This window comes from Mesorhizobium sp. CA16 (assembly GCF_020165175.1).
Classification (GTDB): Bacteria; Pseudomonadota; Alphaproteobacteria; order Rhizobiales; family Rhizobiaceae; genus Mesorhizobium.
Genome location: NZ_JAIUHP010000017.1, coordinates 130,020 through 150,999, shown reverse-complemented (window position 1 = coordinate 150,999; position 20,980 = coordinate 130,020). Strand labels below are relative to the sequence as shown.

General features: G+C 64.3%; 19 protein-coding genes. 4 read left to right on the top strand and 15 right to left on the bottom strand.

Going from position 1 to position 20,980, the window contains the following annotated elements; genetic code table 11:
• Positions 1-6: 6 nt before the first annotated feature.
• From LB525_RS22725 to uxaC, 5 genes are read right to left on the bottom strand one after another with little or no spacing between them, the layout of a single operon-like run.
• Positions 7-780, bottom strand: coding sequence for a FadR/GntR family transcriptional regulator (locus tag LB525_RS22725; protein ID WP_224547407.1), 774 nt, complete (start codon positions 778-780; stop codon positions 7-9).
• Positions 781-791: 11 nt separating this feature from the next.
• Positions 792-2,072, bottom strand: a complete 1,281-nt coding sequence (locus LB525_RS22720; protein ID WP_224547404.1) for a TRAP transporter large permease — start codon at positions 2,070-2,072, stop codon at positions 792-794.
• Positions 2,073-2,075: 3 nt separating this feature from the next.
• Positions 2,076-2,666: a TRAP transporter small permease gene (locus LB525_RS22715; RefSeq protein ID WP_224547402.1), complete on the bottom strand. Its 591-nt coding sequence runs from the start codon at positions 2,664-2,666 to the stop codon at positions 2,076-2,078.
• Positions 2,663-3,640 carry a TRAP transporter substrate-binding protein gene (locus tag LB525_RS22710; protein ID WP_224547400.1) on the bottom strand — a complete coding sequence of 326 codons (978 nt, stop codon included), beginning with the start codon at positions 3,638-3,640 and terminating at the stop codon, positions 2,663-2,665. The genes LB525_RS22715 and LB525_RS22710 overlap by 4 nt, the downstream gene beginning before the upstream one ends.
• Before the next feature lie 36 nt (positions 3,641-3,676).
• Positions 3,677-5,080: a glucuronate isomerase gene (uxaC, locus tag LB525_RS22705; RefSeq protein ID WP_224547388.1), complete on the bottom strand. Its 1,404-nt coding sequence runs from the start codon at positions 5,078-5,080 to the stop codon at positions 3,677-3,679.
• Positions 5,081-5,244: 164 nt separating this feature from the next.
• Between uxaC and LB525_RS22700 the strand changes: the two genes are divergently transcribed.
• The gene (locus LB525_RS22700; protein ID WP_224547378.1) at positions 5,245-6,756 is read left to right on the top strand and encodes a mannitol dehydrogenase family protein; all 1,512 of its coding nucleotides are present in this window, start codon (positions 5,245-5,247) and stop codon (positions 6,754-6,756) included.
• A gap of 192 nt (positions 6,757-6,948) precedes the next feature.
• Here the strand turns inward: LB525_RS22700 and LB525_RS22695 are convergent, their stop codons facing one another.
• From LB525_RS22695 to LB525_RS22665, 7 genes are all read right to left on the bottom strand, one after another.
• Positions 6,949-7,356, bottom strand: coding sequence for a F0F1 ATP synthase subunit epsilon (locus LB525_RS22695; protein ID WP_095769727.1), 408 nt, complete (start codon positions 7,354-7,356; stop codon positions 6,949-6,951).
• A 100-nt stretch (positions 7,357-7,456) separates the two neighbouring features.
• On the bottom strand, positions 7,457-9,034 hold the full coding sequence (atpD, locus tag LB525_RS22690) for a F0F1 ATP synthase subunit beta (RefSeq protein WP_095769728.1): 1,578 nt from the start codon (positions 9,032-9,034) through the stop codon (positions 7,457-7,459).
• Between the two features lie 65 nt (positions 9,035-9,099).
• Complete coding sequence (locus LB525_RS22685; RefSeq protein ID WP_224547376.1) at positions 9,100-9,984, bottom strand: F0F1 ATP synthase subunit gamma; 885 nt, start codon at positions 9,982-9,984, stop codon at positions 9,100-9,102.
• 29 nt (positions 9,985-10,013) lie between these two features.
• On the bottom strand, positions 10,014-11,543 hold the full coding sequence (gene atpA, locus LB525_RS22680) for a F0F1 ATP synthase subunit alpha (RefSeq protein WP_140546138.1): 1,530 nt from the start codon (positions 11,541-11,543) through the stop codon (positions 10,014-10,016).
• Positions 11,543-12,103: a F0F1 ATP synthase subunit delta gene (locus tag LB525_RS22675; protein ID WP_224547373.1), complete on the bottom strand. Its 561-nt coding sequence runs from the start codon at positions 12,101-12,103 to the stop codon at positions 11,543-11,545. The genes atpA and LB525_RS22675 overlap by 1 nt, the downstream gene beginning before the upstream one ends.
• A gap of 235 nt (positions 12,104-12,338) precedes the next feature.
• Positions 12,339-12,734 (bottom strand): DUF4345 family protein, encoded by a 396-nt coding sequence (locus LB525_RS22670; protein WP_224547371.1) that lies wholly within the window; start codon positions 12,732-12,734, stop codon positions 12,339-12,341.
• A gap of 95 nt (positions 12,735-12,829) precedes the next feature.
• Positions 12,830-13,525 carry an aspartate/glutamate racemase family protein gene (locus tag LB525_RS22665; RefSeq protein WP_224547370.1) on the bottom strand — a complete coding sequence of 232 codons (696 nt, stop codon included), beginning with the start codon at positions 13,523-13,525 and terminating at the stop codon, positions 12,830-12,832.
• A gap of 66 nt (positions 13,526-13,591) precedes the next feature.
• Here LB525_RS22665 and LB525_RS22660 point away from each other — a divergent pair, with 66 nt between their 5' ends.
• Together LB525_RS22660 and LB525_RS22655 are read left to right on the top strand one after the other, a co-directional pair.
• Positions 13,592-13,837, top strand: coding sequence for a type II toxin-antitoxin system Phd/YefM family antitoxin (locus tag LB525_RS22660; protein ID WP_224547359.1), 246 nt, complete (start codon positions 13,592-13,594; stop codon positions 13,835-13,837).
• Complete coding sequence (locus LB525_RS22655) at positions 13,834-14,280, top strand: type II toxin-antitoxin system VapC family toxin (protein WP_224547357.1); 447 nt, start codon at positions 13,834-13,836, stop codon at positions 14,278-14,280. The genes LB525_RS22660 and LB525_RS22655 overlap by 4 nt, the downstream gene beginning before the upstream one ends.
• A gap of 10 nt (positions 14,281-14,290) precedes the next feature.
• Here the strand turns inward: LB525_RS22655 and LB525_RS22650 are convergent, their stop codons facing one another.
• Complete coding sequence (locus tag LB525_RS22650; RefSeq protein ID WP_224547355.1) at positions 14,291-16,474, bottom strand: primosomal protein N'; 2,184 nt, start codon at positions 16,472-16,474, stop codon at positions 14,291-14,293.
• 90 nt (positions 16,475-16,564) lie between these two features.
• Here LB525_RS22650 and fsa point away from each other — a divergent pair, with 90 nt between their 5' ends.
• Entirely contained in the window at positions 16,565-17,221 is a 657-nt protein-coding gene (fsa, locus tag LB525_RS22645) for a fructose-6-phosphate aldolase (RefSeq protein WP_095769735.1), read from the top strand.
• A 385-nt stretch (positions 17,222-17,606) separates the two neighbouring features.
• On the opposite strand, the gene lptE is transcribed toward fsa, so the two are convergent.
• Both lptE and leuS read right to left on the bottom strand, forming a co-directional pair.
• Positions 17,607-18,185 (bottom strand): LPS assembly lipoprotein LptE, encoded by a 579-nt coding sequence (lptE, locus tag LB525_RS22640; RefSeq protein ID WP_224547353.1) that lies wholly within the window; start codon positions 18,183-18,185, stop codon positions 17,607-17,609.
• Positions 18,172-20,799 carry a leucine--tRNA ligase gene (leuS, locus tag LB525_RS22635; protein ID WP_224547351.1) on the bottom strand — a complete coding sequence of 876 codons (2,628 nt, stop codon included), beginning with the start codon at positions 20,797-20,799 and terminating at the stop codon, positions 18,172-18,174. Before leuS ends, lptE begins: the two co-directional genes overlap by 14 nt.
• Positions 20,800-20,980 lie beyond the last annotated feature (181 nt).

Genomic DNA, 20,980 nt, shown 5'->3' with positions numbered 1-20,980 from the left:
CTGAGGTCACTCGGTCGATGCGGCTTTCAGCGAATTGGCATAATAGGCCTGCCTGGCCTGCAGCCGCTCGCGGTAGCGCTGCTGGCTGCGGGTCAGATGCGTGCGCATCGCCTCGCGCGCGGCCTCGGCATCGCCCGCCGAGATCGCATTGAGGATGACGAGATGCTCGCGCTGCAGGCCGCGCTGGTAGTCGTCCGACTGGACGAGCTCTGTCGACCAGGGCGACGTCACGTCGCAAGGAATGGCGCGGCGTCCCAGCACATCGAGCATCTCGACATAGAACGGGTTATTAGTGGCGCTGGCGATCGCGCGGTGGAAGGCGAGGTCGGCCGGGCCGGTCGGCTGGCTGGCGAGCAGCAGCCGCTCGAACTCGAAGAAGGCCTCCTGGATCGCGGCCTCCTGGGCGGCGTTGCGGCGGATGGCGGCCAGGCCCGCCGATTCGATCTCGATCGCGAGGCGGACCTCGAGCACGTTGAGCGCGACCGAATCCTTGGCTCCCATGTCGGCGGCCAAAACGCCGAAGCTCGTCGAGATGTGCTCGCTGACGAAGACGCCGGCGCCTTGCCGAGCTTCGACCAGGCCGTCGGCGGCAAGCTTGGCCAGCGCCTCGCGGATGACCGTGCGGCTGACGCCGAAAGTCTCCGTCAGCTGGCCTTCGGTTGGCAGCTTCTGTCCGGGCGGAATCTCGCCTGCCAAGAGCTGCTTGCGGATCGCCGCGACCACGGTCTCCGACAGTTTCGGTTTGCGTTCGACCCTGAGGTCGGCAACTGTTTGGGACACGTGGTGCCCTCCTAGTGAAACAGGCTCGGCAGCCACAATGAGATTTCCGGTATGTAGGTGACAAGCATCAGCACCACGAACGCCGCTCCATAGAACGGCCAGATCGAGCGCATTGCCGTCCAGATGGGAATGCGGCCGATCGCGCAACTGACGAACAGCACCGCGCCCACCGGCGGCGTGCAGAGGCCGATGCCGAGATTGAGGATCAGGATGACGCCGAAATGCACGGGATCGACGCCATAGGCCATGACCACCGGCAGGAAGATCGGCGTGGTGATGATGATGAGCGGCGACATATCCATGAATGTGCCGAGGATGAGCAGGACGACATTGATCAGGAGCAGTATGACCAGCTTGTTGTCGGACACGGACTGCAAAAACGCGACAAGCGCTGCCGGAACCCGGAGATAGGCCAGCAGCCAGCCGAAGGCCGCGGCGCAGCCGATGATCATCAGCACCATCGCTGTCGTGCGCACCGCCGCTGTCGTCGCGGTGACGAAATCGTTCCAGCTCATCGACCGGTAGATGATCAACGTCACCAGGAAAGCATAGACGATGGCAATGCAGGAGCTTTCGGTGGCAGTGAAGATGCCCGAGCGGACGCCGCCAAAGATGATGCCGATCAGGATCAGCCCGGGAATGGCAGCGACAAGCAGCTGCAAGGCCCGGCCGAAACCGGCAAAAGGTTCCGTCGGATAGCCGCGCCGGCTTGCCACCAGATAGGCGGTGACCATCAGCGACAGGGCCAGCAGCAGCCCCGGCAGAACGCCGGCGGTGAACAGATCCGCGATCGAGATGCGGCCGCCGGCCGAGATCGAATAGATGATCATGTTGTGCGACGGCGGGATCAGCAGCGCGATGATGGCGCCGACGGAGGTGATGTTGACGGCATAGTCGATGCCGTAGCCGCGCGCCTTCATCTGCGGGATCATCAGCCCGCCGGCCGCTGAGGCATCGGCTACCGCCGAACCGGAAATTCCGCCGAACATGGTCGACGCGGCAATGTTCACTTGACCCAGGCCGCCGCGCAGATGGCCGACCAGGGACCCGGCCAATGCCACCAGGCGGGCGGCGATGCCGCCGCGAACCATAAGGTCGCCGGCGAAGATGAAGAACGGGATGGCCATCAGCGAAAAGACGCTGACGCCGGAATTGAGCCGCTGGAACACCACGACCGGTGGCAGGCCGATCGTGAGGATCGTCGCGAAGCTGGCGATGCCGAGGCAGAACGCGATCGGCGTGCCGATAACCAGCAGGAAGACGAAAGTGCCGAAAAGCACGATCAGCGCCATGGTTCAGAGCTCCTCGCCGGTCGCGTAGATGTCGGCATCGACCGGCAGCCCGGCAAAGCGTCCCGCTAGCCGCTCGAGTGAAAACAGGCAGACCAGCGCCCCTCCCAGGATGACCGGCAGGAAGCTGACGCCGCCGGGCAAGGCGAGCGACGGCATCACCGTGTTCCAGGTCAACCTGGCGAGCTGCACGCCATAGACGATCATGCCGGCGCCGAAGGCCAGCACGACGAGATCGGAAATGCTGCGCAGCACCGCCTTGGCCGAGGCAGGCAAGACATAGAGCAGGACGTCGAAGCCGAGATGCGTGCGCTCGCGCACGCCGACGGCGGCGCCGAGAAAGATGAACCAGCCCATCAGCAGCACGGATGAGGACTCGGTCCAGCTCGGCGAACGGTTCAGCATGTAGCGCGAGAAGACCTGCCAGAAGATGATGACGGTCATCAGCGTCAACCCGGTGCCGCTGACCCATAAGGCCAACCGCGCAAGCCCGGAAAGGGCGCGTTCCACCCGCAGCCAGAACCCTTTCGGACCCGACCGGCTGGGTGGCAGCACGGAGGCCTCCGTGCCACCGGGCCTGTTGCCGATCCCGGTCATTTCGTCGCCTGGATCCGGGCGGCGAGCTCCTTGAGCTCGGGCGTCGACAGATATTTGTCGTAGACCGGCTTCATGGCGTCGATCAGCGGCTGCTTGTCGATCTCGCTGATCTTGACGCCGGCTTTCTCGACGATGTCGCGCGACTTCTTCTCCTGCGCGTCCCACAGCTCGCGCATCTTGACGACGCTGTCCTTGGCCGCCTGGCGCACGATCGCCTGGTCTTCCGGCGCCAGCTTGTCCCAGCTTGCCTTCGACATCACCAGCACCTCCGGCACGATCTGGTGTTGATCCAGCGTGTAGTGCTTGGCGACCTCGTAATGCTTGGCGGATTCGAAGCTCGGCCAGTTGTTCTCGGCGCCGTCGATGACGCCGGTCTGCAGCGCCGAATAGACCTCGCCATAGGCCATCGGCGTGGCGTTGGCGCCGAGCGCATTGACCATGTCGACAAAGACGTCCGACTGGATGACGCGGAACTTCATGCCCTTCATGTCTGCCATCGAGGCGATGTCCTTCTTGGTGTTGTAGAAGGAGCGCGCGCCGGAATCGTAGAAGGCGAGTCCGACAAGGTCATGCGCCTCGAACGCCTTCAGGATCTGGTCGCCGATCGGTCCGTCCATGACATGGCGCATATGCTCGACCGAGCGGAAGATGTAGGGCAACGACGGCACGGCGGTTTCCGGCACGATGCCGTTGAATGGCCCCATGGAGACGCGATCGAGGTCGATGACGCCGGCCTGGGTCTGCTCGATCGTATCCTTTTCCTCGCCGAGCTGCGCCGAATGATAGACCTCGATCGAATAGCGCCCGTTGGTGCGCTGCTTGATCAGCTCGCCCATGTATTTGACCGCCTCGACTGTCGGATAGCCGTCCGGATGGGTGTCCGAAGAGCGCAGGACGGTTTCGGCCTGCGCGGCTCCGATCATCAAGGACCCGATGGCGAATGTCGCCGCCAGCAATCTCGAAATACGCAACATCTCTTTCCTCCCTTCAAAAATCACGAATACCTTAGCTCAGAGTCGGTACGCCTTCTTGGCAAGCGAGTAGGCAAGCTCCCGCGCCAGCTCATGCGCCTCCTCCTCCCGGAGGCGATGCTCGGCGACCAGCCGCGCCAGAAAGGCGCAGTCGACACGCCGCGCGACGTCGTGGCGCGCCGGGATCGACGGGAAGGCGCGCGTGTCGTCATTGAAGCCGACGGTGTTGTAGAAGCCCGCCGTCTCGGTGGTCATCTCGCGGAAGCGGCGCATGCCTTCCGGGCTGTCGTGGAACCACCAGGCCGGCCCGAGCTTGAGCGCCGGATAGACGCCGGCGAGCGGCGCCAGCTCGCGCGCATAGCTCGTCTCGTCGAGCGTGAACAGGATGATCGTGAGGTCGCGCTCCAGCCCGACGCAGTCGAGCAGCGGCTTCAGCGCCGACACATAATCGGTCCGCGTCGGGATATCGAAGCCCTTGTCGCGGCCGAATTTCCGGAAAACGGAAGGCGAATGATTGCGCCATGATCCAGGATGGATCTGCATCGCCAGGCCGTCGTCGCGGCTCATCTTGGCCATCTCGGTCAGCATCTGGGCTCGGAACAGTTTTCGCTCGCGCTCATCCTCGGAGCCGCGCCGGATGCGGTTGAACAGCTCCTGCGCCGCCGCGTCGGAGAGATTGGCGGTCTCGGCCGTCGGATGGCCGTGATCGGATGAGGTCGCGCCGAACTCCTTGAAAAAGGCGCGGCGCTTTCGATGCGCCTCGAGATAGTCGGACCAGCTGCCGGTGTCGCATCCGGTGATCTCGCCGAGCCTATCCAGATTGGCCGGGAACCCCTCGAAATCGGGATCGACCACGGCGTCCGGCCGATACGCGGTGACGACGCGGCCCTTCCAGCCGCTGTCGCGGATCGTCCGGTGCCATTTGAGATCGTCGAGCGCGCCTTCGGTCGTCGCGATCACCTCGATGTTGAAGTGTTCGAACAGCGCGCGCGGCCGATAGTCGTCGCGTTGCAGCAGCGTGGCGATCGTATCGTAGATGCGGTCGGCGCTGGCTGCGGTGAGCGGCTCCCCGATGCCGAACAGATGCTCGAACACGTGGTCGAGCCAGAGCCGCGTGGGCGTGCCGCGGAAGAGATAATAATGCTCGGCGAAGCGCCGCCAGATCGCCCGGCCGTCGGTTTCGACGGGTGCGCCGTCGAGCGTCGGGACGCCGAGTTCCTCCAGCCGCACGCCCTGGCTGAACAGCATGCGGAAAATGTAATGGTCCGGCACGATCAAGAGCTGCGCGGGGTCGGAAAACGGTTCGTTGAGCGCGTACCAGCGCGGGTCGGTGTGGCCATGCGGACTGACGATCGGCAGGTCCTTCACACCCGCGTAAAGGGCGCGCGCCAACGATCGCGTTTCTGGCGAAAAAAGCAGGTCCGGATCGGTCAATACGGCCACGCGGCTCCTCCCAGGCTTCGCCATTGGTAGATCGGTCAGAGATAATGTCAACATACAAATATTATGCAGTTGTATGATGACTTTCGAAAGGAACCCGGCCATTGTGCACGGCGACAGCGGGTGTTAGGTCGCTGCCGTCGTTTTCCGATCGGAGACCAGCTTCCATGAAAGGCCGTCTGTCCAACGCCACCCTTGCGGAGCTGCCGGCCGAAGTTCTGGTGCCTCGCTATGACCGCAAGTCCGTCGCGCTCGGCATCGTCCATCTTGGCGTCGGCGCCTTTCACCGCGCCCATCAGGCCGCCTATGTCGATGCCTGTCTGGCGGATGGCGAGAGCGATTGGGGCATCATCGGCGTCTCGCTGCGCAGCTTCGACACGCGCGATGCGCTGGCGCCGCAGGACGGGCTCTACACGCTGGCAATAAGGGACAGCGCCGGCGAACAGCTGCAGGTCATCGGCTCGATCCAGTCCTTGCTCGTCGCCCCGGAGGACCCGGGCGCGGTGCTCACCGCGCTCACCGATCCGCGCATCCGCATCGTCACGCTCACCATCACCGAAAAGGCCTATCTGAGAGCAGCCGACGGCACGCTCGACAGCGCGCACCCCGAAATTGTCCACGACCTCGCCAACCCGGTATCGCCGAAGACGGCGCATGGATTTCTCGCCGAGTCGCTCGCGCGCCGCCGCGCCGCCGGCACGCCGCCCTTCACGGTGCTCTGCTGCGACAACCTGCCGGCCAACGGCGCGACGCTGCATCGGTTGTTGGTCGAGTTCGCGAAATTGCGCGACGCCCAGACAGGCTCCGGCGACCGGCCGTTGGCAGGCCATATCGCCGATGAAGTGGCCTTCCCGTCCTCAATGGTCGATCGCATCGTGCCGGCGACCACGGACGCCGATCGCGCCCGCATCGCTGGCGAGCTCAGCATCGATGATGCGTGGCCGGTGATGACCGAGCCGTTCCGGCAATGGGTGATCGAGGACCGCTTTCCCGCCGGGCGGCCTGCCTGGGAGAAATTCGGCGTCACCATGGTCGAGGATGTCGGCCCCTTCGAGGACATGAAGCTGAGGCTGCTCAACGGCGCGCATTCCGGCATTGCCTATCTTGGCCTGCTCAGCGGCCACGCCACCGTCGACCGCGCCTTTGCCGATCCGTCGATCCGGCAGTTCGTCGATTGGCTCTGGGCCGAGGCCATTCCAACCCTGCCGCAGGAGGCCGGGCTCGACACAAGCGCCTATACGGCCGAGCTCGCCGAGCGCTTTTCCAACACCGCGCTCGCCCACCGCACTGCGCAGATCGCCAATGACGGCAGCCAGAAGCTGCCGCAACGCATCGTCGCATCCGCCCTCGCCCGGCTAGAGGCCGGCTTGCTGCCGGAACATCTGTCGCTGGTTGTCGCCGCTTGGATCGCCGCCTGCGCCGCGCGCGGTAGCAGCTTGCCTGAGGGCCATTTCACCGACCCGCTCGATGCTGCCCTTAACGAGCTGTTCGGCCGCAATCTGCCGACGGCAGAAATGACGGCGGCGGTGTTCGATCTCGCAGGATTTGCCAAGGGTCACCCGGAACGGCGGAAATTGATCGAATTTGTCGCTACACATCTCGTCCATTTCAAGCAGGGCGGTTCGCAGCTGGCTCTCGCCGCGCTCGGCATCGGCAACAAGAGTGGAACGGTTGGATAGCGTTTGTGCCCGGCATGGCTCGACGGTGCGCCGGGACGGATTCACTGTTTGCCGACCGACCCGTTCACTACCTGCAGCGCGGGCATGATCGACCCCACTCGCATTCGGGACTGTTTCGCAAACGGAAAGCACCAACAAAAAAGGCGGGGCAAGCAAGCCCCACCTTTCTCAATCGCTTATCGGCAGCCGAAATTACGCCGGCAGCAGCGCGCCTTCCAGCGTGGTGAGCTGGCTGAGGAACTGCTCAGCCTTGCTGCGGCTCTCGTCGTCCTTGGCGTCGGCCGCGTCTTCCTTGGCCTCCTGGATGCGACGAGCAAGATCGGCGCGATCGATGTCGTTCACATGCGTCGCCGATTCGGCAAGGAGCGTGCAGCCGGAAGGCAGGATGTCGGCGAAACCGCCGAACACGACGAAGCGCTCTTCCTTGCCGCCCGCGGTCTTTATCGTGACGACGCCGGGCTTGATCGTGGTCATGACCGGCGCGTGCTGCGCCATCACCGTCATCTCGCCTTCGGCGCCCGGGATGACGACCGACTCGACCTGCTCGGAAACGAGCAGCCGCTCCGGCGAGACCAGTTCGAACTTGAAAGCTTCAGCCATGTTCAATTTAGCGAGTAGGGAATAGCGAGTAGCGAGTAGTGAAGAAACTCGCCAAACCCGTTGCTCCCTATTCGCTACTCCCTATTCGCTATTCGCTTTCTTATGCCGCTTCAGCCGCCAGGCGCTGTGCCTTCTCGACCGCCTCGTCGATGCCGCCGACCATGTAGAAGGCGGCTTCCGGCAGGTGGTCGTAGTCGCCGGCGCAAAGGCCCTTGAAGCCCTTGATGGTGTCGGCGAGGTCGACCAGCTTGCCCGGCGATCCGGTGAACACTTCGGCGACGAAGAACGGCTGCGACAGAAAGCGCTCGATCTTGCGGGCGCGGGCAACCGTCTGCTTGTCCTCTTCCGAAAGCTCGTCCATGCCAAGGATGGCGATGATGTCCTGCAGCGACTTGTAGCGCTGAAGGATCGACTGCACCTGGCGGGCGACCTGATAGTGCTCCTCGCCGACGACCATCGGGTCGAGCATGCGCGAGGTGGAATCCAGCGGATCGACGGCCGGATAGATGCCCTTTTCCGAGATCGCGCGGTTGAGCACGGTCGTGGCGTCGAGGTGGGCGAAGGAGGTCGCCGGCGCCGGGTCGGTCAAGTCGTCGGCCGGCACGTAAATCGCCTGCACCGAGGTGATCGAGCCCTTGGTCGTGGTCGTGATGCGCTCCTGCAGCGCGCCCATGTCGGTGGCGAGAGTCGGCTGGTAGCCCACGGCGGAAGGAATGCGGCCGAGCAGCGCCGACACTTCCGAGCCCGCCTGCGTGAAGCGGAAGATGTTGTCGACGAAGAACAGCACGTCCTGGCCCTGGTCGCGGAAATATTCGGCGACGGTGAGGCCGGTCAGACCGACGCGGGCGCGCGCGCCCGGCGGTTCGTTCATCTGGCCGTAGACGAGCGCGGCCTTGGAGCCGGCACCGCCGCCCTTCTTGTTGACGCCCGATTCGATGAATTCGTGATAGAGATCGTTGCCTTCGCGGGTGCGCTCGCCGACGCCGGCGAACACCGAGAAACCGCCATGCGCCTTGGCGACGTTGTTGATTAGTTCCTGGATCAGCACGGTCTTGCCGACGCCGGCGCCGCCGAACAGGCCGATCTTGCCGCCGCGGGCATAAGGCGCCAGGAGGTCGAGAACCTTGATGCCGGTGACCAGGATCTGCGCTTCCGTCGACTGATCGACATAGGCCGGAGCCGGCTGGTGGATGGCGCGCATTTCGACGCCGTCGACCGGGCCTTCCTCGTCGACCGGCTCGCCGATGACGTTGATGATGCGGCCGAGCATGCCAGGACCGACCGGAACCGAGATCGGCGCGCCGGTGTCATAGACCTCCTGGCCGCGAACCAGACCTTCGGTCGAGTCCATGGCGATGCAGCGCACGGTGTTCTCGCCGAGATGCTGGGCCACCTCGAGCACCAGGCGGTTGCCGACATTGTCGGTTTCCAGCGCGTTCAGAATGGCCGGCAGGTGATCCTCGAACTGCACGTCGACGACGGCGCCGATGACCTGGCGGACCTTGCCGGCGGCGCCGACGCGCTTGGCCGCGACGCTGGCTGCGGAAGCCGCGGCCTTGGCCGGAGCGGCCGCCTTCTTCGCCGGAGCGGCGGCCTTCTCGGCGGCTGCCGGGGCCTTCGCCGCCTTGGGGGCCGGTGCCGCCTTGGCGGCGGTCTTCGGGGTAGCTGCTTTCGCCATCGTCTTTGCCCTTTTCGTCTATCCGTTGTTCACGCCGCTGGCCGGGTGTCCCGGGCGGGGCGTGATTAGAGCGCCTCGGCGCCCGAAATGATCTCGATCAGTTCCTTGGTGATCTGCGCCTGCCGCTGGCGGTTGTAGGTGATCGACAGCTTGTTGATCATGTCGCCGGCGTTGCGCGTCGCATTGTCCATCGCGCTCATCTTGGCGCCCATCTCGCCGGCCGCGTTTTCCAGCAGCGCGCGGAAGATCTGCACGGCGATGTTGCGCGGAATGAGGTCGGAGAGGATCTCGCCCGGCTCCGGCTCGTATTCGTAGACGGCATTGCCGCCATTGGTAGCCTCGGGAGCGGTCGACCCTGCGGCCGCCGGAATGATCTGCTGCGCCGTCGGGATCTGGCTGATCACCGACTTGAACTGCGAATAGAACAGCGTGCAGATGTCGAAGCCGCCATCGTTGAAGAGATGGATGACCTTGCGCGCGATCGCATCGGCGTTGGCGAAGCCGAGCGTCTTCACCTCGCGCAGGTCGACACGCTCCAGGATCATCGAAGCGTAGTCGCGGCGCAGAATGTCATAGCCCTTCTTGCCGACGCAGATGATCTTCACCTGCTTGCCGTCGGCCAGCAGCCTGCGGATGTGGTCGCGGGCGAGGCGCGCGATCTGCGAGTTGAAGCCGCCGCACAGGCCGCGCTCGGCCGTGCAGACGATGAGCAGATGCACGTCGTCCCGGCCGGTGCCCGTCATCAGCGCCGGGGCATCGCCGCCGCCGCCGATCGCCTGGGTGATGTTGGCCAGGACCGCGCCCATGCGCTCGGAATAGGGTCTGGCTGCTTCCGCCGCTTCCTGCGCGCGACGCAGCTTCGCCGCGGCGACCATCTGCATCGCCTTGGTGATCTTCTGCGTCGCCTTGACCGAGGCGATACGGTTACGAAGGTCTTTTAACGAAGCCATGCTTCAAACCTGATCCCGTCCAGCTTCGTTCAAGCGAAGGTCTTGGCGAAGGCGTCGATCTCGGCCTTGAGCTTGGCGCGCAAATCGTCCGACAGCGCCTTCTCCTTGCGGATGCCGTCGAGCACGTCCTTGCCGGCCGAGCGCATATGGCTGAGCAGCCCATGCTCGAACTTGCCGACCTGGTTCAGCGGCAGCTTGTCGAGATAGCCGTTGACGCCGGCGAAGATCACCGCGACCTGCTCCTCGACCTTGAGCGGCGAGAATTGCGGCTGCTTGAGCAGCTCGGTCAGGCGCGAACCGCGATTGAGCAGACGCTGCGTTGCCGCGTCGAGGTCGGAGCCGAACTGCGCGAAGGCAGCCATTTCGCGATATTGCGCGAGCTCGCCCTTGATGGAGCCGGCGACCTGCTTCATCGCCTTGATCTGCGCCGAGGAGCCGACGCGCGACACCGACAGGCCGACGTTCACTGCAGGGCGGATGCCCTGGAAGAACAGGTTGGTCTCGAGGAAGATCTGGCCGTCGGTGATCGAGATCACGTTGGTCGGGATGTAGGCCGACACGTCATTGGCCTGCGTCTCGATGATCGGCAGCGCGGTCAGCGACCCGTTGCCGTTGTCATCATTGAGCTTGGCGGCACGCTCGAGCAGGCGCGAGTGCAGGTAGAAGACGTCGCCGGGATAGGCTTCGCGGCCCGGCGGGCGGCGCAGCAAGAGCGACATCTGGCGGTAGGCGACGGCCTGCTTCGACAGATCGTCATAGCTGATCAGCGCATGCATGCCGTTGTCGCGGAAATATTCGCCCATGGTGCAGGCGGTGAACGGCGCCAGGAACTGCATCGGCGCCGGATCGGACGCGGTGGCGGCGACGATGATGGAATATTCGAGCGCGCCGCGCTCTTCCAGCACCTTGACGAATTGCGCGACGGTCGAGCGCTTCTGGCCGACGGCGACGTAGACGCAGTACAGCTTTTCCTTCTCGGGGCCGTTGTCGTGCACCGACTTCTGGTTCAGCATCGTGTCGAGGATGATGGCGGTCTTGCCGGTCTGGCGGTCGCCGATGACCAGCTCGCGCTGGCCGCGTCCGACCGGGATCAGCGCGTCGATGGCCTTGAGGCCGGTCGACATCGGCTCATGCACCGACTTGCGCGGGATGATGCCGGGCGCCTTGACGTCGACACGCTTGCGTTCGGTCGCCTTGATCGGGCCCTTGCCGTCGATCGGATTGCCCAGCGCGTCGACGACGCGGCCGAGCAGGCCCATGCCGACAGGCGCGTCAACGATGGCGCCGGTGCGCTTGACGGTGTCGCCTTCCTTGATGTCGCGGTCGGCACCGAAGATGACGACGCCAACATTGTCGGCTTCGAGGTTCAGCGCCATGCCGCGGATGCCGCCGGGGAATTCGACCATCTCGCCGGCCTGGACGTTGTCGAGGCCGTAGACTCGGGCGATGCCGTCACCGACGGACAGAACCTGGCCGACTTCGGAGACCTCGGCCTCCCTGCCGAAATTCTTGATCTGGTCTTTCAGAATTGCGGAAATTTCCGCGGCGCGGATGTCCATCAGCCGACCTCTTTCAGTGCAAGCTTGAGCGAATTGAGTTTGGTTTTGAGCGACGTGTCGATCTGGCGCGAGCCCATCTTGACGATCAGGCCGCCGAGCAGTGACGGATCGACGGTCATGGCAATGGCCACGTCCTTGCCGGCGATGCCCTTCAGCGTCGCCTGGAGCTCGGTCTGCTGCGCGGCAGTCAGCGCATGCGCCGAGGTGACCTCGGCCGATGCCTCGCCGCGATGGTCGGCGGCGATCTGGCGGAATGCCTTGATCATGCCGGGCACCGCGAACAGGCGGCGGTTCTTGGCGACGACGCGCAGGAAATTGCCCACCAGGCCGGTGATCTGGGCCTTGTCGGCGATGGCGGCGATGGCCCTTGCCTGGTCCTCGCCGGAAAACACCGGGCTGTCGATCAGCCGCGCGAGATCGTCGCTGCTGTTGAGCATTGCCTCGAAGCTGGCGAGGTCGGCCTCGACCTTGGCGACTGAATTGTCCTGCAGCGCAAGCTCGAATAGCGAGCCTGCATAGCGTTCGGCGACAGCTGAGATTGGCGATGACGATTGGGCCACGGACCGTCTTTTCTCTTGTCTGACAGGCCGCAGATTGTTGGCGCGAGCGAAAACTCTGGCTAAATCTTTGACCTTACTGCATTTTTCCAAGCACGGAGGCGCGGCTTCCGCTATCCCCGGTCGAAAGTCGATTGCCGTCTAGCACAGGCTTTTTAAGACCGCAATGCATCGTCCGGCATGGTTTTCAGGCACTTTTGTCGCATCAGGCGGCGAAGGCCAACCCCAAGCGCCGAATTCACGGTACAAAGCCGAAGGCAAAGGCCAGCGGCAGCGCCGCCAGCGCCAATTCAACCACGATCGACACCCAGTTGAAAGGGGTGTTGGCGCCGTCCGACATCATCGACAGAAGCCGGCCGAAGGCGGTGAACAGCCAGGAGAAGCCCAGCGCCATGTAAAGCAGCGGCTGCGCCAGAAGAATGCAGCACAGGCTGACGCCGAGATAAAAGCCCGACATGCGGCCGCGTCCCTCGGCGATCGCCGCCGCTTTCTCGGGCCTTGGCTGCAGGCGCAGCACACGAAACGCAAGCGCCGGCGCCAGGAACAGGAACAGGCCGAGCGCCAAGGTCACGACGGCGCTCGACCAGGCCAGCCACTCACCCTGGCTGGCGGGCCACGGAAACGCGAAGTCCATAAAATCCCCCTCTTATTTCTTGTTCTGAAACGGCGGCATTCTAGCCAGGGAATGAAGGCGCGCCAGAGGACGGCGGGCACATTAGGTGCCGCGCATCAGGCGAGCGCGAAATCGACCGCGGCCGCGGCATGGATGCGCGTCGTGTCGAAGACCGGAATGTCGAAATCGCCCTGGCCGATCAACATGGTGATCTCGGTGCATCCCATGATGACGCCGTCCACCCGGTCAATGCGCAGCATCCGGCCGATCTCGTCGAGATAGGCGGATTTCGATTCGGGCCTGACGATGCCCTGGCAGAGCTCGTCATAGATCACCCGATGCACCATGTCGCGGCCGCCCTGGTCGGGCACGATCGGCTGCAGCCCGTATTTCTCCGCAAGCTGTCCCTTGTAGAAATCCTGCTCCATGGTGAAGCGCGTTGCCAGCAGCGCCGGCCGCTTCACTCCGGCATCGAGGACAGCCTGCGCCGTGGCGTCGGCGATATGGATGAGCGGGATCGATATGGCCGCCTGCACCGTGTCGGCGAGCTTGTGCATGGTGTTGGTACAGATCACCAGGCCCTCGGCGCCGCCCGCCTCCAGCTTGCGCGCGGCTTCCACCAGAAGAGTGCCGGCGCTTTCCCAGTCGCCGGCATGCTGGCGTTCAGCAATCTCGGCGAAATCGAACGACCACAACAGCAGCTTAGCCGAATGCAGCCCGCCCAGCCGCTCGCGCAGGATCTCGTTGAGCAGGCGGTAATAGATCGCCGTCGATTCCCAACTCATGCCGCCGAGAAGGCCAAGGGTTTTCATCTGGACTTGCTCCCTTCCTATATAATCTCTATATTGTGACTACACGAGACTACAAGAGAGGCAACCTTGAAAACCGTCCAGCTTCGGGAGGCTAAGGCAGGGCTGTCGGCGCTCGTCGAAGCCGCGGGAAACGGTGAGCCTACGACCATCACCAGGCATGGCAAAGCGATTGCCATGGTTGTTCCGATTGATGAGGGGCGAAAGCTTTATCCGCAGGGCAGCCAAAAAGCCTTTATCGACTTCCTGCTTCAGTACCCTGGCGGTATCGAATTTGAGCGAAACGAATCGCCGTCGCGGGACGTCGACCTTTGAGCGGTTACTTACTGGATACGTCGTTCTTATCGGCCTTTGCGCCTGACCGTCCTCCGCTTCCGCCACACGTACTGACCTGGGTCGACGAACAGCGGGAGCGCAGCTCCTGGCACATGTCGTCCATTGTCGTTTTAGAGTTGGAAAAAGGTATCGCGAAACTGAAACGATCGGGTGCAGCTTCGAAGGCGGCGCGTATCGGCGACTGGTTCGAACGATTGCTGACGGAATTCGACCAGCGCATTCTGCCAGTAGATGTCGCAATCGCCCGAGACGCTGGGAAACTGGAAGATGCCGCAATCGCCAAAGGCTTCAGTCCTGGCTTGGCGGACATAATGATCGCATCGACTGCCCGTTTGAACGGCATGTCCGTCTTAACGGCCAATGTCCGGCATTTCGCGATTCTCGATGTACCTCACCTGAACCCCTTCACCGAGAGCGAGTAATTCCGCAAACTCACAAAAAGCTCTGCGGGTCGATGTCGACCTGCACCCTGACCGAGCCGCGCAGCTTCGGTCCATTCGCCAACATGGCCCGAATAAAGCCTTGCATGTCCGCGCGCCGTTCGCCTTGCACCAACAGCCGGAATCGGTGACGGCCGCCGATCAGCGACAACGGCGCCTCGGCCGGGCCGAGCACGAAGAGGTCGGTAGCCTGCGGCGCCGCGCGCCTTAGCCCCCGTGCATGGCTTTCCGCCTCGCCGCGTGTCGCGGCACTGACGATGATGCCGGCCAATCGGCCAAATGGCGGCAGCGCCGCCCGTTCGCGCTCGGCGATCTCGCGCTCGTAGAAAGCTTCCGAATCGCCCGAGACGATCGCCCGCATCACCGGATGATCCGGCTGGTATGTCTGCAGGAGGCCGAGGCTCTTCTTGCCGGTGCGGCCGGCACGCCCCGTCACCTGGCTGAGCAGCTGGAAGGTGCGCTCGGCGGCGCGCGGATCGCCATTGGCCAGTCCCAAATCCGCATCGACCACGCCGACCAGCGTCATGCCGGGAAAATTATGACCCTTGGCGACTAGCTGCGTGCCGATGACGATATCGGCCTCGCCATTGGCGACCGCCTCGAGCTCGAGCCTGAGCCGGCGTACGCCGCCCAGAAGATCGGACGACAGCACGATGGTGCGGGCATCGGGGAAATGCCCGACCACTTCCTCGGCGATGCGCTCGACGCCTGGGCCGCATGCCACCAGATGGTCGAGCGTGCCGCATTCCGGACAGGCTTCCGGCCGCCGCTCGTTATGGCCGCAATGATGGCAGACGAGCTGGCCGCGAAACCGATGCTCGACCAGCCAGGCCGAGCAGACCGGGCAGCCGAAGCGATGGCCGCAGACGCGGCAGAGCGTCAGCGGCGCATAGCCGCGCCGGTTGAGGAAAAGCAGCGACTGCTCCTTCCTCTCCAGCGTGCGCTGCATCTGCTCCAGCAAGACCGGCGACAGGAAGCCGCCTCGCGCCGGCGGCGAGCGCCGCATGTCGATCGACTTGAGGTCGGGAAGCGCTGCCTCGGCGAAACGCGACGACAGCACGGCCCGATCGTAGCGGCCCTGGCTGGCATTGACCCGGCTTTCCACCGAGGGCGTCGCCGAGGCGAGCACGATCGGGAAGCCGCCGATATGGCCGCGCACCACGGCCATGTCGCGCGCATTGTAGAAGACGCGGTCTTCCTGCTTGTAGGCGGGATCGTGCTCCTCGTCGACGACGATCAGGCCGAGTTCCTTGAACGGCAGGAACAGCGCCGAACGCGCGCCGGCGACGACGCGCACGCCGCCTTCCGCAATCTGGCGCCAGACGCGTTCGCGCATCCGCGGCGGCAGGTCGGAATGCCACTCCGCCGGCTTGGCGCCGAACCGGTCCTGGAAACGTTCCAGGAAGGCATGCGTCAGCGCGATTTCCGGCAACAGGATCAGCACCTGTCTGCCCTTGTCGAGCGCAGCTGCCACCGCTTCGAAATAGACTTCCGTCTTGCCGGAGCCGGTGACGCCGTCGAGCAGCGTGACGTTGAAAGCGTCGGCGGCGACCGCGGCGCGCAGCTTGTCCGCCGCCGCTTTCTGGTCAGGCATCAATTCCGGCATGGCATGGCCGGGATCGGGCGCCGCCACCACCGGACGCGGCGGGATCATCACCGTCTCGAATACGCCCTGTGCCCGCAACCCGTCGATGACCGTCGAGGACACGCCCGCGGCATGCGCCAGCCCAGAGCGCGTCCAGGCAAGGCCGCCTTCGGCCGCCTCCAACACGCGCCGCCGCGCGTCGGTCAACCGGTCCGGTTCGGCCAGCGTGCGCTGCAGCCCTTCGATCCACGGCTCCGGGTCGAAAGCCTCGGGAGCTCTGAGCAGCATGCGCGCCACCATGCCGGGGGCAGAGAGCGTGTATTGCGCGATCCAGTCGACGAAGCGGCGCATCGCCCTGTCGATCGGCGGGCAGTCGAACACCTCCTCGATCGGCCGCAATTTCTTCGTATCGACGGTTTCGACGGCGCCGTCCCAGACGATGCCCGCGACCTGGCGCGGCCCGAGCGGCACGCGCACGATCGAGCCCGGCACCACGCGCATGCCGGGCGGCACGGCATAGGTATAGGGCCGTTCGGCGGGCATTGGCACCAGCACGGGCGCGGCTGCGACAAAGGGCGAATCTTCGATCATCGGGCGTGACCTTGCCCCGACTTTGCTCTAGATCAAAGGGGACCCTCGCATGTGCCTGGCGGGCGCCAGGCGATCCCCAAGGAGACAGCCATGAAGTTTTTTGTCGACACCGCTGACATCAAGGAAATTAAGGAGCTGCACGATCTGGGGCTGCTGGACGGCGTCACCACCAACCCGTCGCTGATTTTGAAATCGGGCGGCAAGATTTCCGAAGTCACCAAGCAGATCTGCGACATCGTCGAAGGGCCGGTCTCGGCCGAGGTGGTGGCCACCGAATACAAGGACATGATGGCCGAGGCCGAGGTGTTGGCCAAGATCGCGCCGAACGTGGCCATCAAGGTGCCGCTGACGCTGGACGGCCTGAAGGCCTGCAAGACCATCCGCACCGAGATGAACCGCATGGTCAACGTGACGCTCTGCTTCTCGGCCAACCAGGCGTTGCTGGCCGCCAAGGCCGGCGCCTCCTTCATCTCGCCCTTCGTCGGCCGCATCGACGATACCGGCTCGGACGGCATGGAGCTGATCTCGGAAATCCGCACCATCTACGACAATTACGATTTCAAGACCGAGATCCTGACTGCTTCGGTGCGCACGGTGAACCACGTCAAGCAGGCCGCGCTCATCGGCGCCGATATCGTCACCGCGCCGCCGGCGACGCTGAAGGCGCTGGTCAATCATCCGCTGACCGATAAGGGCCTCGCCGCCTTCCTCGCCGACTGGGCGAAGACCGGCCAGAAGATCGGCTGAGGCCGGAGCAATTCCAGGAAAAGTGTAACAATTTTCCGTCCGGGAATTGCGCAAGGCAAAAAGCAATTGAGTAGGAAAGAAGGCCGGGCACCGGCCTTTTTTCGTGGCAAAGTGCCTATGCCTTGCCAGGTCACCTGCCTTGGCGATTGGCCGGAACGCCCATCGCGATCGTCATCCAGGGCGGAGCAAGGAGCGAAGCGACGCGCGCAGACCCGAGGATCCACTCCGTGACGTACGAGCGTCGCAACGGTGCAGAATTCTGCTCCGCCGCACCTTCAGGCCGAGGTAACGGAATGGATCCTAGGGTCTACGCGACGCCGCTTCGCGGCTGCTCCGCCCTGGGATGACGAAGTTCGGAAGGCTTCAGCCAATCTCCGGCGAGGAACTAGGCCTTTTTGCCGTGCCTGGCCAAATCCTGGGCGATGGAAAGCCGCAGCAGGTCGGCCAACTCACGCGCAGCGCGGTTCTCCGCATCGATCTGCGCACGATAGGCCGCGAATTCCTGGCGCGGCCGGTCGAAGGACGAGGGGATCGAGCGCTTGCCGACGGCAATCACCGTGTTGGTCGCGGTGTCCCTGAGCACGTAGTTGGCGGTCAGCGTGACCGTGCCGGCCGTCGGCTCGTCTTCCTGGGTCTGCACCTGCACGATGGCCGCCGATTCGACGAGCTCGGTGACGCCGAGATCGAGCGTGTAGGCCGGCGAGGCCGGCTCGCCCGAGCCCTGCCCGAAAGCGAAGATCAGATTGTTGCGTACCTGCTGCGCGTAGCGGGTGTTGACCGGCTTGATCGAGATCGAGCCGAGCTCGGCGGAGGCGCTGAGCGATCCGGGCGACAGCGGCTGGCTGGAATAGAGCGGCCGCACGGTGCAGGCCGAGACCAGCGCCAGCGCGGCGGCCATGCCGCAGAGCGCCAGGCGTCCGCGCAGGCGGACCGGTTGTGACTTCACCGGATCAGGCAACGACATTGACGATCCTCTGCGGGACGATGATCACCTTGCGCGGAGCCTTACCTTCCAGTGCTTTTTGCACGAAGTCGAGAGCCAGCACCGCTTTTTCGACGGCACCTTGATCCGCGTCGCGGGCAATTGTCAAATCCCCGCGCTTCTTGCCGTTGACCTGCACCGGCAGCACGATCTCGTTGTCGACGACAAGGGCCGGGTCGTAGACCGGCCAGGGCCGCTCGGCGACCATTTCGGCGCCGCCCAGCTCCTGCCAGCATTCCTCCGCCAGATGCGGCATGACCGGCGCGATGATGTGCACCAGGATTTCCACCGCCTCGCGGCAGGCGCCCTTCAGCGCGTCGTCGGCCTTGCCTTCGGCAACGTCGGCCAGCGGCGCGGCCAGCACATTGGCGAGCTCATAGATGCGGGCGATCGCACGGTTGAAGCCGAGCTTCTCTATGTCCTCGCCGACCGCCTTCAGGATCTTGTGGGCGGCCTTGGAAACGGCGCCTGCATCGCCATCCTTCGCCGCCGTCGGCTTCACGCCGGGCAGCTGCTCGGCCGCGATCTGCACCAGGCGCCAGATGCGCTGCACGAAGCGGTGCGCGCCGGCCGCGCCCTCGTCGGTCCATTCGACGTCGCGCTCCGGCGGCGAGTCCGACAGCATGAACCAGCGTGCCGTGTCGGCGCCGTAGCCGTCGGTGATCTCTTCCGGGCTCACCGTGTTCTTCTTCGACTTCGACATTTTCTCCAGCGCGCCGACCGTCGCCTCCTCCCCGGTGGCGATCTCGATGGCGCGGCGCTTGCCGTCGACGTCCTCGAGCCTGACCTCGCTGGGCGACAGCCAGCGCCCATTGTTGGACGGGCCGCCGACGCGGTAGGTCTCGTGCACCACCATGCCCTGCGTGAACAGCCCCTTGAACGGCTCGGCCAGATTGAGATGACCGGTCTCGCGCATGGCGCGGGTGAAGAAGCGCGAATAGAGCAGGTGCAGGATCGCGTGCTCGATACCGCCGATATACTGGTCGACCGCCAGCCATTCGTCGGCCGCTTTCGGCTCGGTCGGCTCGTTTGCCCACGGCGCGGTGAAGCGCGCGAAATACCAGGACGAATCGACGAAGGTGTCCATCGTGTCGGTCTCGCGCCGCGCATCGCGGCCGCATTGCGGGCATTTCACATGCCGCCATGTCGGATGACGGTCGAGCGGGTTGCCCGGGCGGTCGAACTCGATGTCGTCGGGCAGCTTGACCGGCAGGTCGGCCTTCGGCACCGGCACGACGCCGCAGGCCTCGCAATGGATCATCGGGATCGGGCAGCCCCAATAGCGCTGGCGCGAAATGCCCCAGTCGCGCAGGCGGAAATTCACCTTGCGCTCCGCCATCGGCCGGCCGCCGATGCTTTTCTGCTCCAGGAGCTTCGCCACTTCATCGAAAGCCCTCTCGGGCTTCATGCCGTCTAAGAAGCGCGAATTGATCATCACGCCGTCGCCGTCATAGGCCTCCTCGATGATCTGGAAGCTCCCTTGGGTTTCGCCTTCCGGCATCACCACCGGAATCACGGGCAGGCCGTATTTGTTGGCGAAGTCGAGGTCGCGCTGGTCGCCCGACGGGCAGCCGAAAATGGCGCCGGTGCCGTATTCCATCAGCACGAAATTGGCGACATAGACCGGCAGCGTCCAATTCTCGTCGAACGGGTGGACGACGCGGATGCCGGTGTCGAAGCCCTTCTTTTCGGCCGTCTCGAGCGCCGCCACCGAGGTGCCCATGTGGCGGACCTCGTCGATGAACTTCGCCAGCTCGACATTGCTCTCGGCGGCTTTTCTCGCCAGCGGATGGTCGGCGGCGACCGCCATGAAGGAGGCGCCGAAGATGGTGTCCGGCCTTGTCGTGTAGACTTCCAGCTCATGCATATCGCCGACGGGCTTTGCCAGCGGCCAGCGGATCAGCAGCCCTTCCGAGCGGCCGATCCAGTTGTGCTGCATCAGCTTGACCTTTTCCGGCCACTCTTCGAGTCCGTTGAGCGAGTCCAGCAGGTCCTGCGCGAAGTCGGTGATCTTGAAGAACCACTGCGTCAGCTCGCGCTGCTCGACCAGCGCGCCCGAGCGCCAGCCGCGGCCGTCGATGACCTGCTCGTTGGCGAGCACCGTCATGTCCTCCGGGTCCCAGTTGACCTTGGAGGATTTGCGCGTCACCAAGCCCTTCTCGACGAAGTCGAGGAACAGCATCTGCTGGCGGTGGTAATAGTCGACGTCGCAGGTCGCGAACTCGCGCGCCCAGTCGAGCGACAGGCCCATCATCTTGAGCTGCTCACGCATGACCGCGATGTTTTCGTAGGTCCAGTCCTTGGGATGGACCTTGTTTTGCATGGCGGCGTTTTCGGCCGGCATGCCGAACGCGTCCCAGCCCATCGGATGCAGCACGTTGAAACCCTTGGCGCGTTTGTAGCGCGCCACCACGTCGCCCATCGTGTAGTTGCGGGTGTGGCCGATATGGATCTTGCCCGACGGATAGGGGAACATCTCGAGCACGTAGTATTTCGGCTTCGGGTCGTCGTTGCGGGCCTCGAACAGCTTCTTTTCGGCCCAGGCCTTCTGCCATTTGGGCTCTGACGTGCGCGGATTGTATCGTTCGGTTGCCATCGGATGTTTTTCACTTAAAAGCAGGTGCGCGGTGCTGGATTAAGGCGTGTCGATATTCAGGTCAGGCCGAGCCGAAAATGGCGGGTTCCGAGAACCGGAGCGAAGCGTACTTAAGTACGTGAGCACCGGAAGCGCAGGAAACCGGCATTTGCAGGCCGGCATCACCTGAATATCGACACGC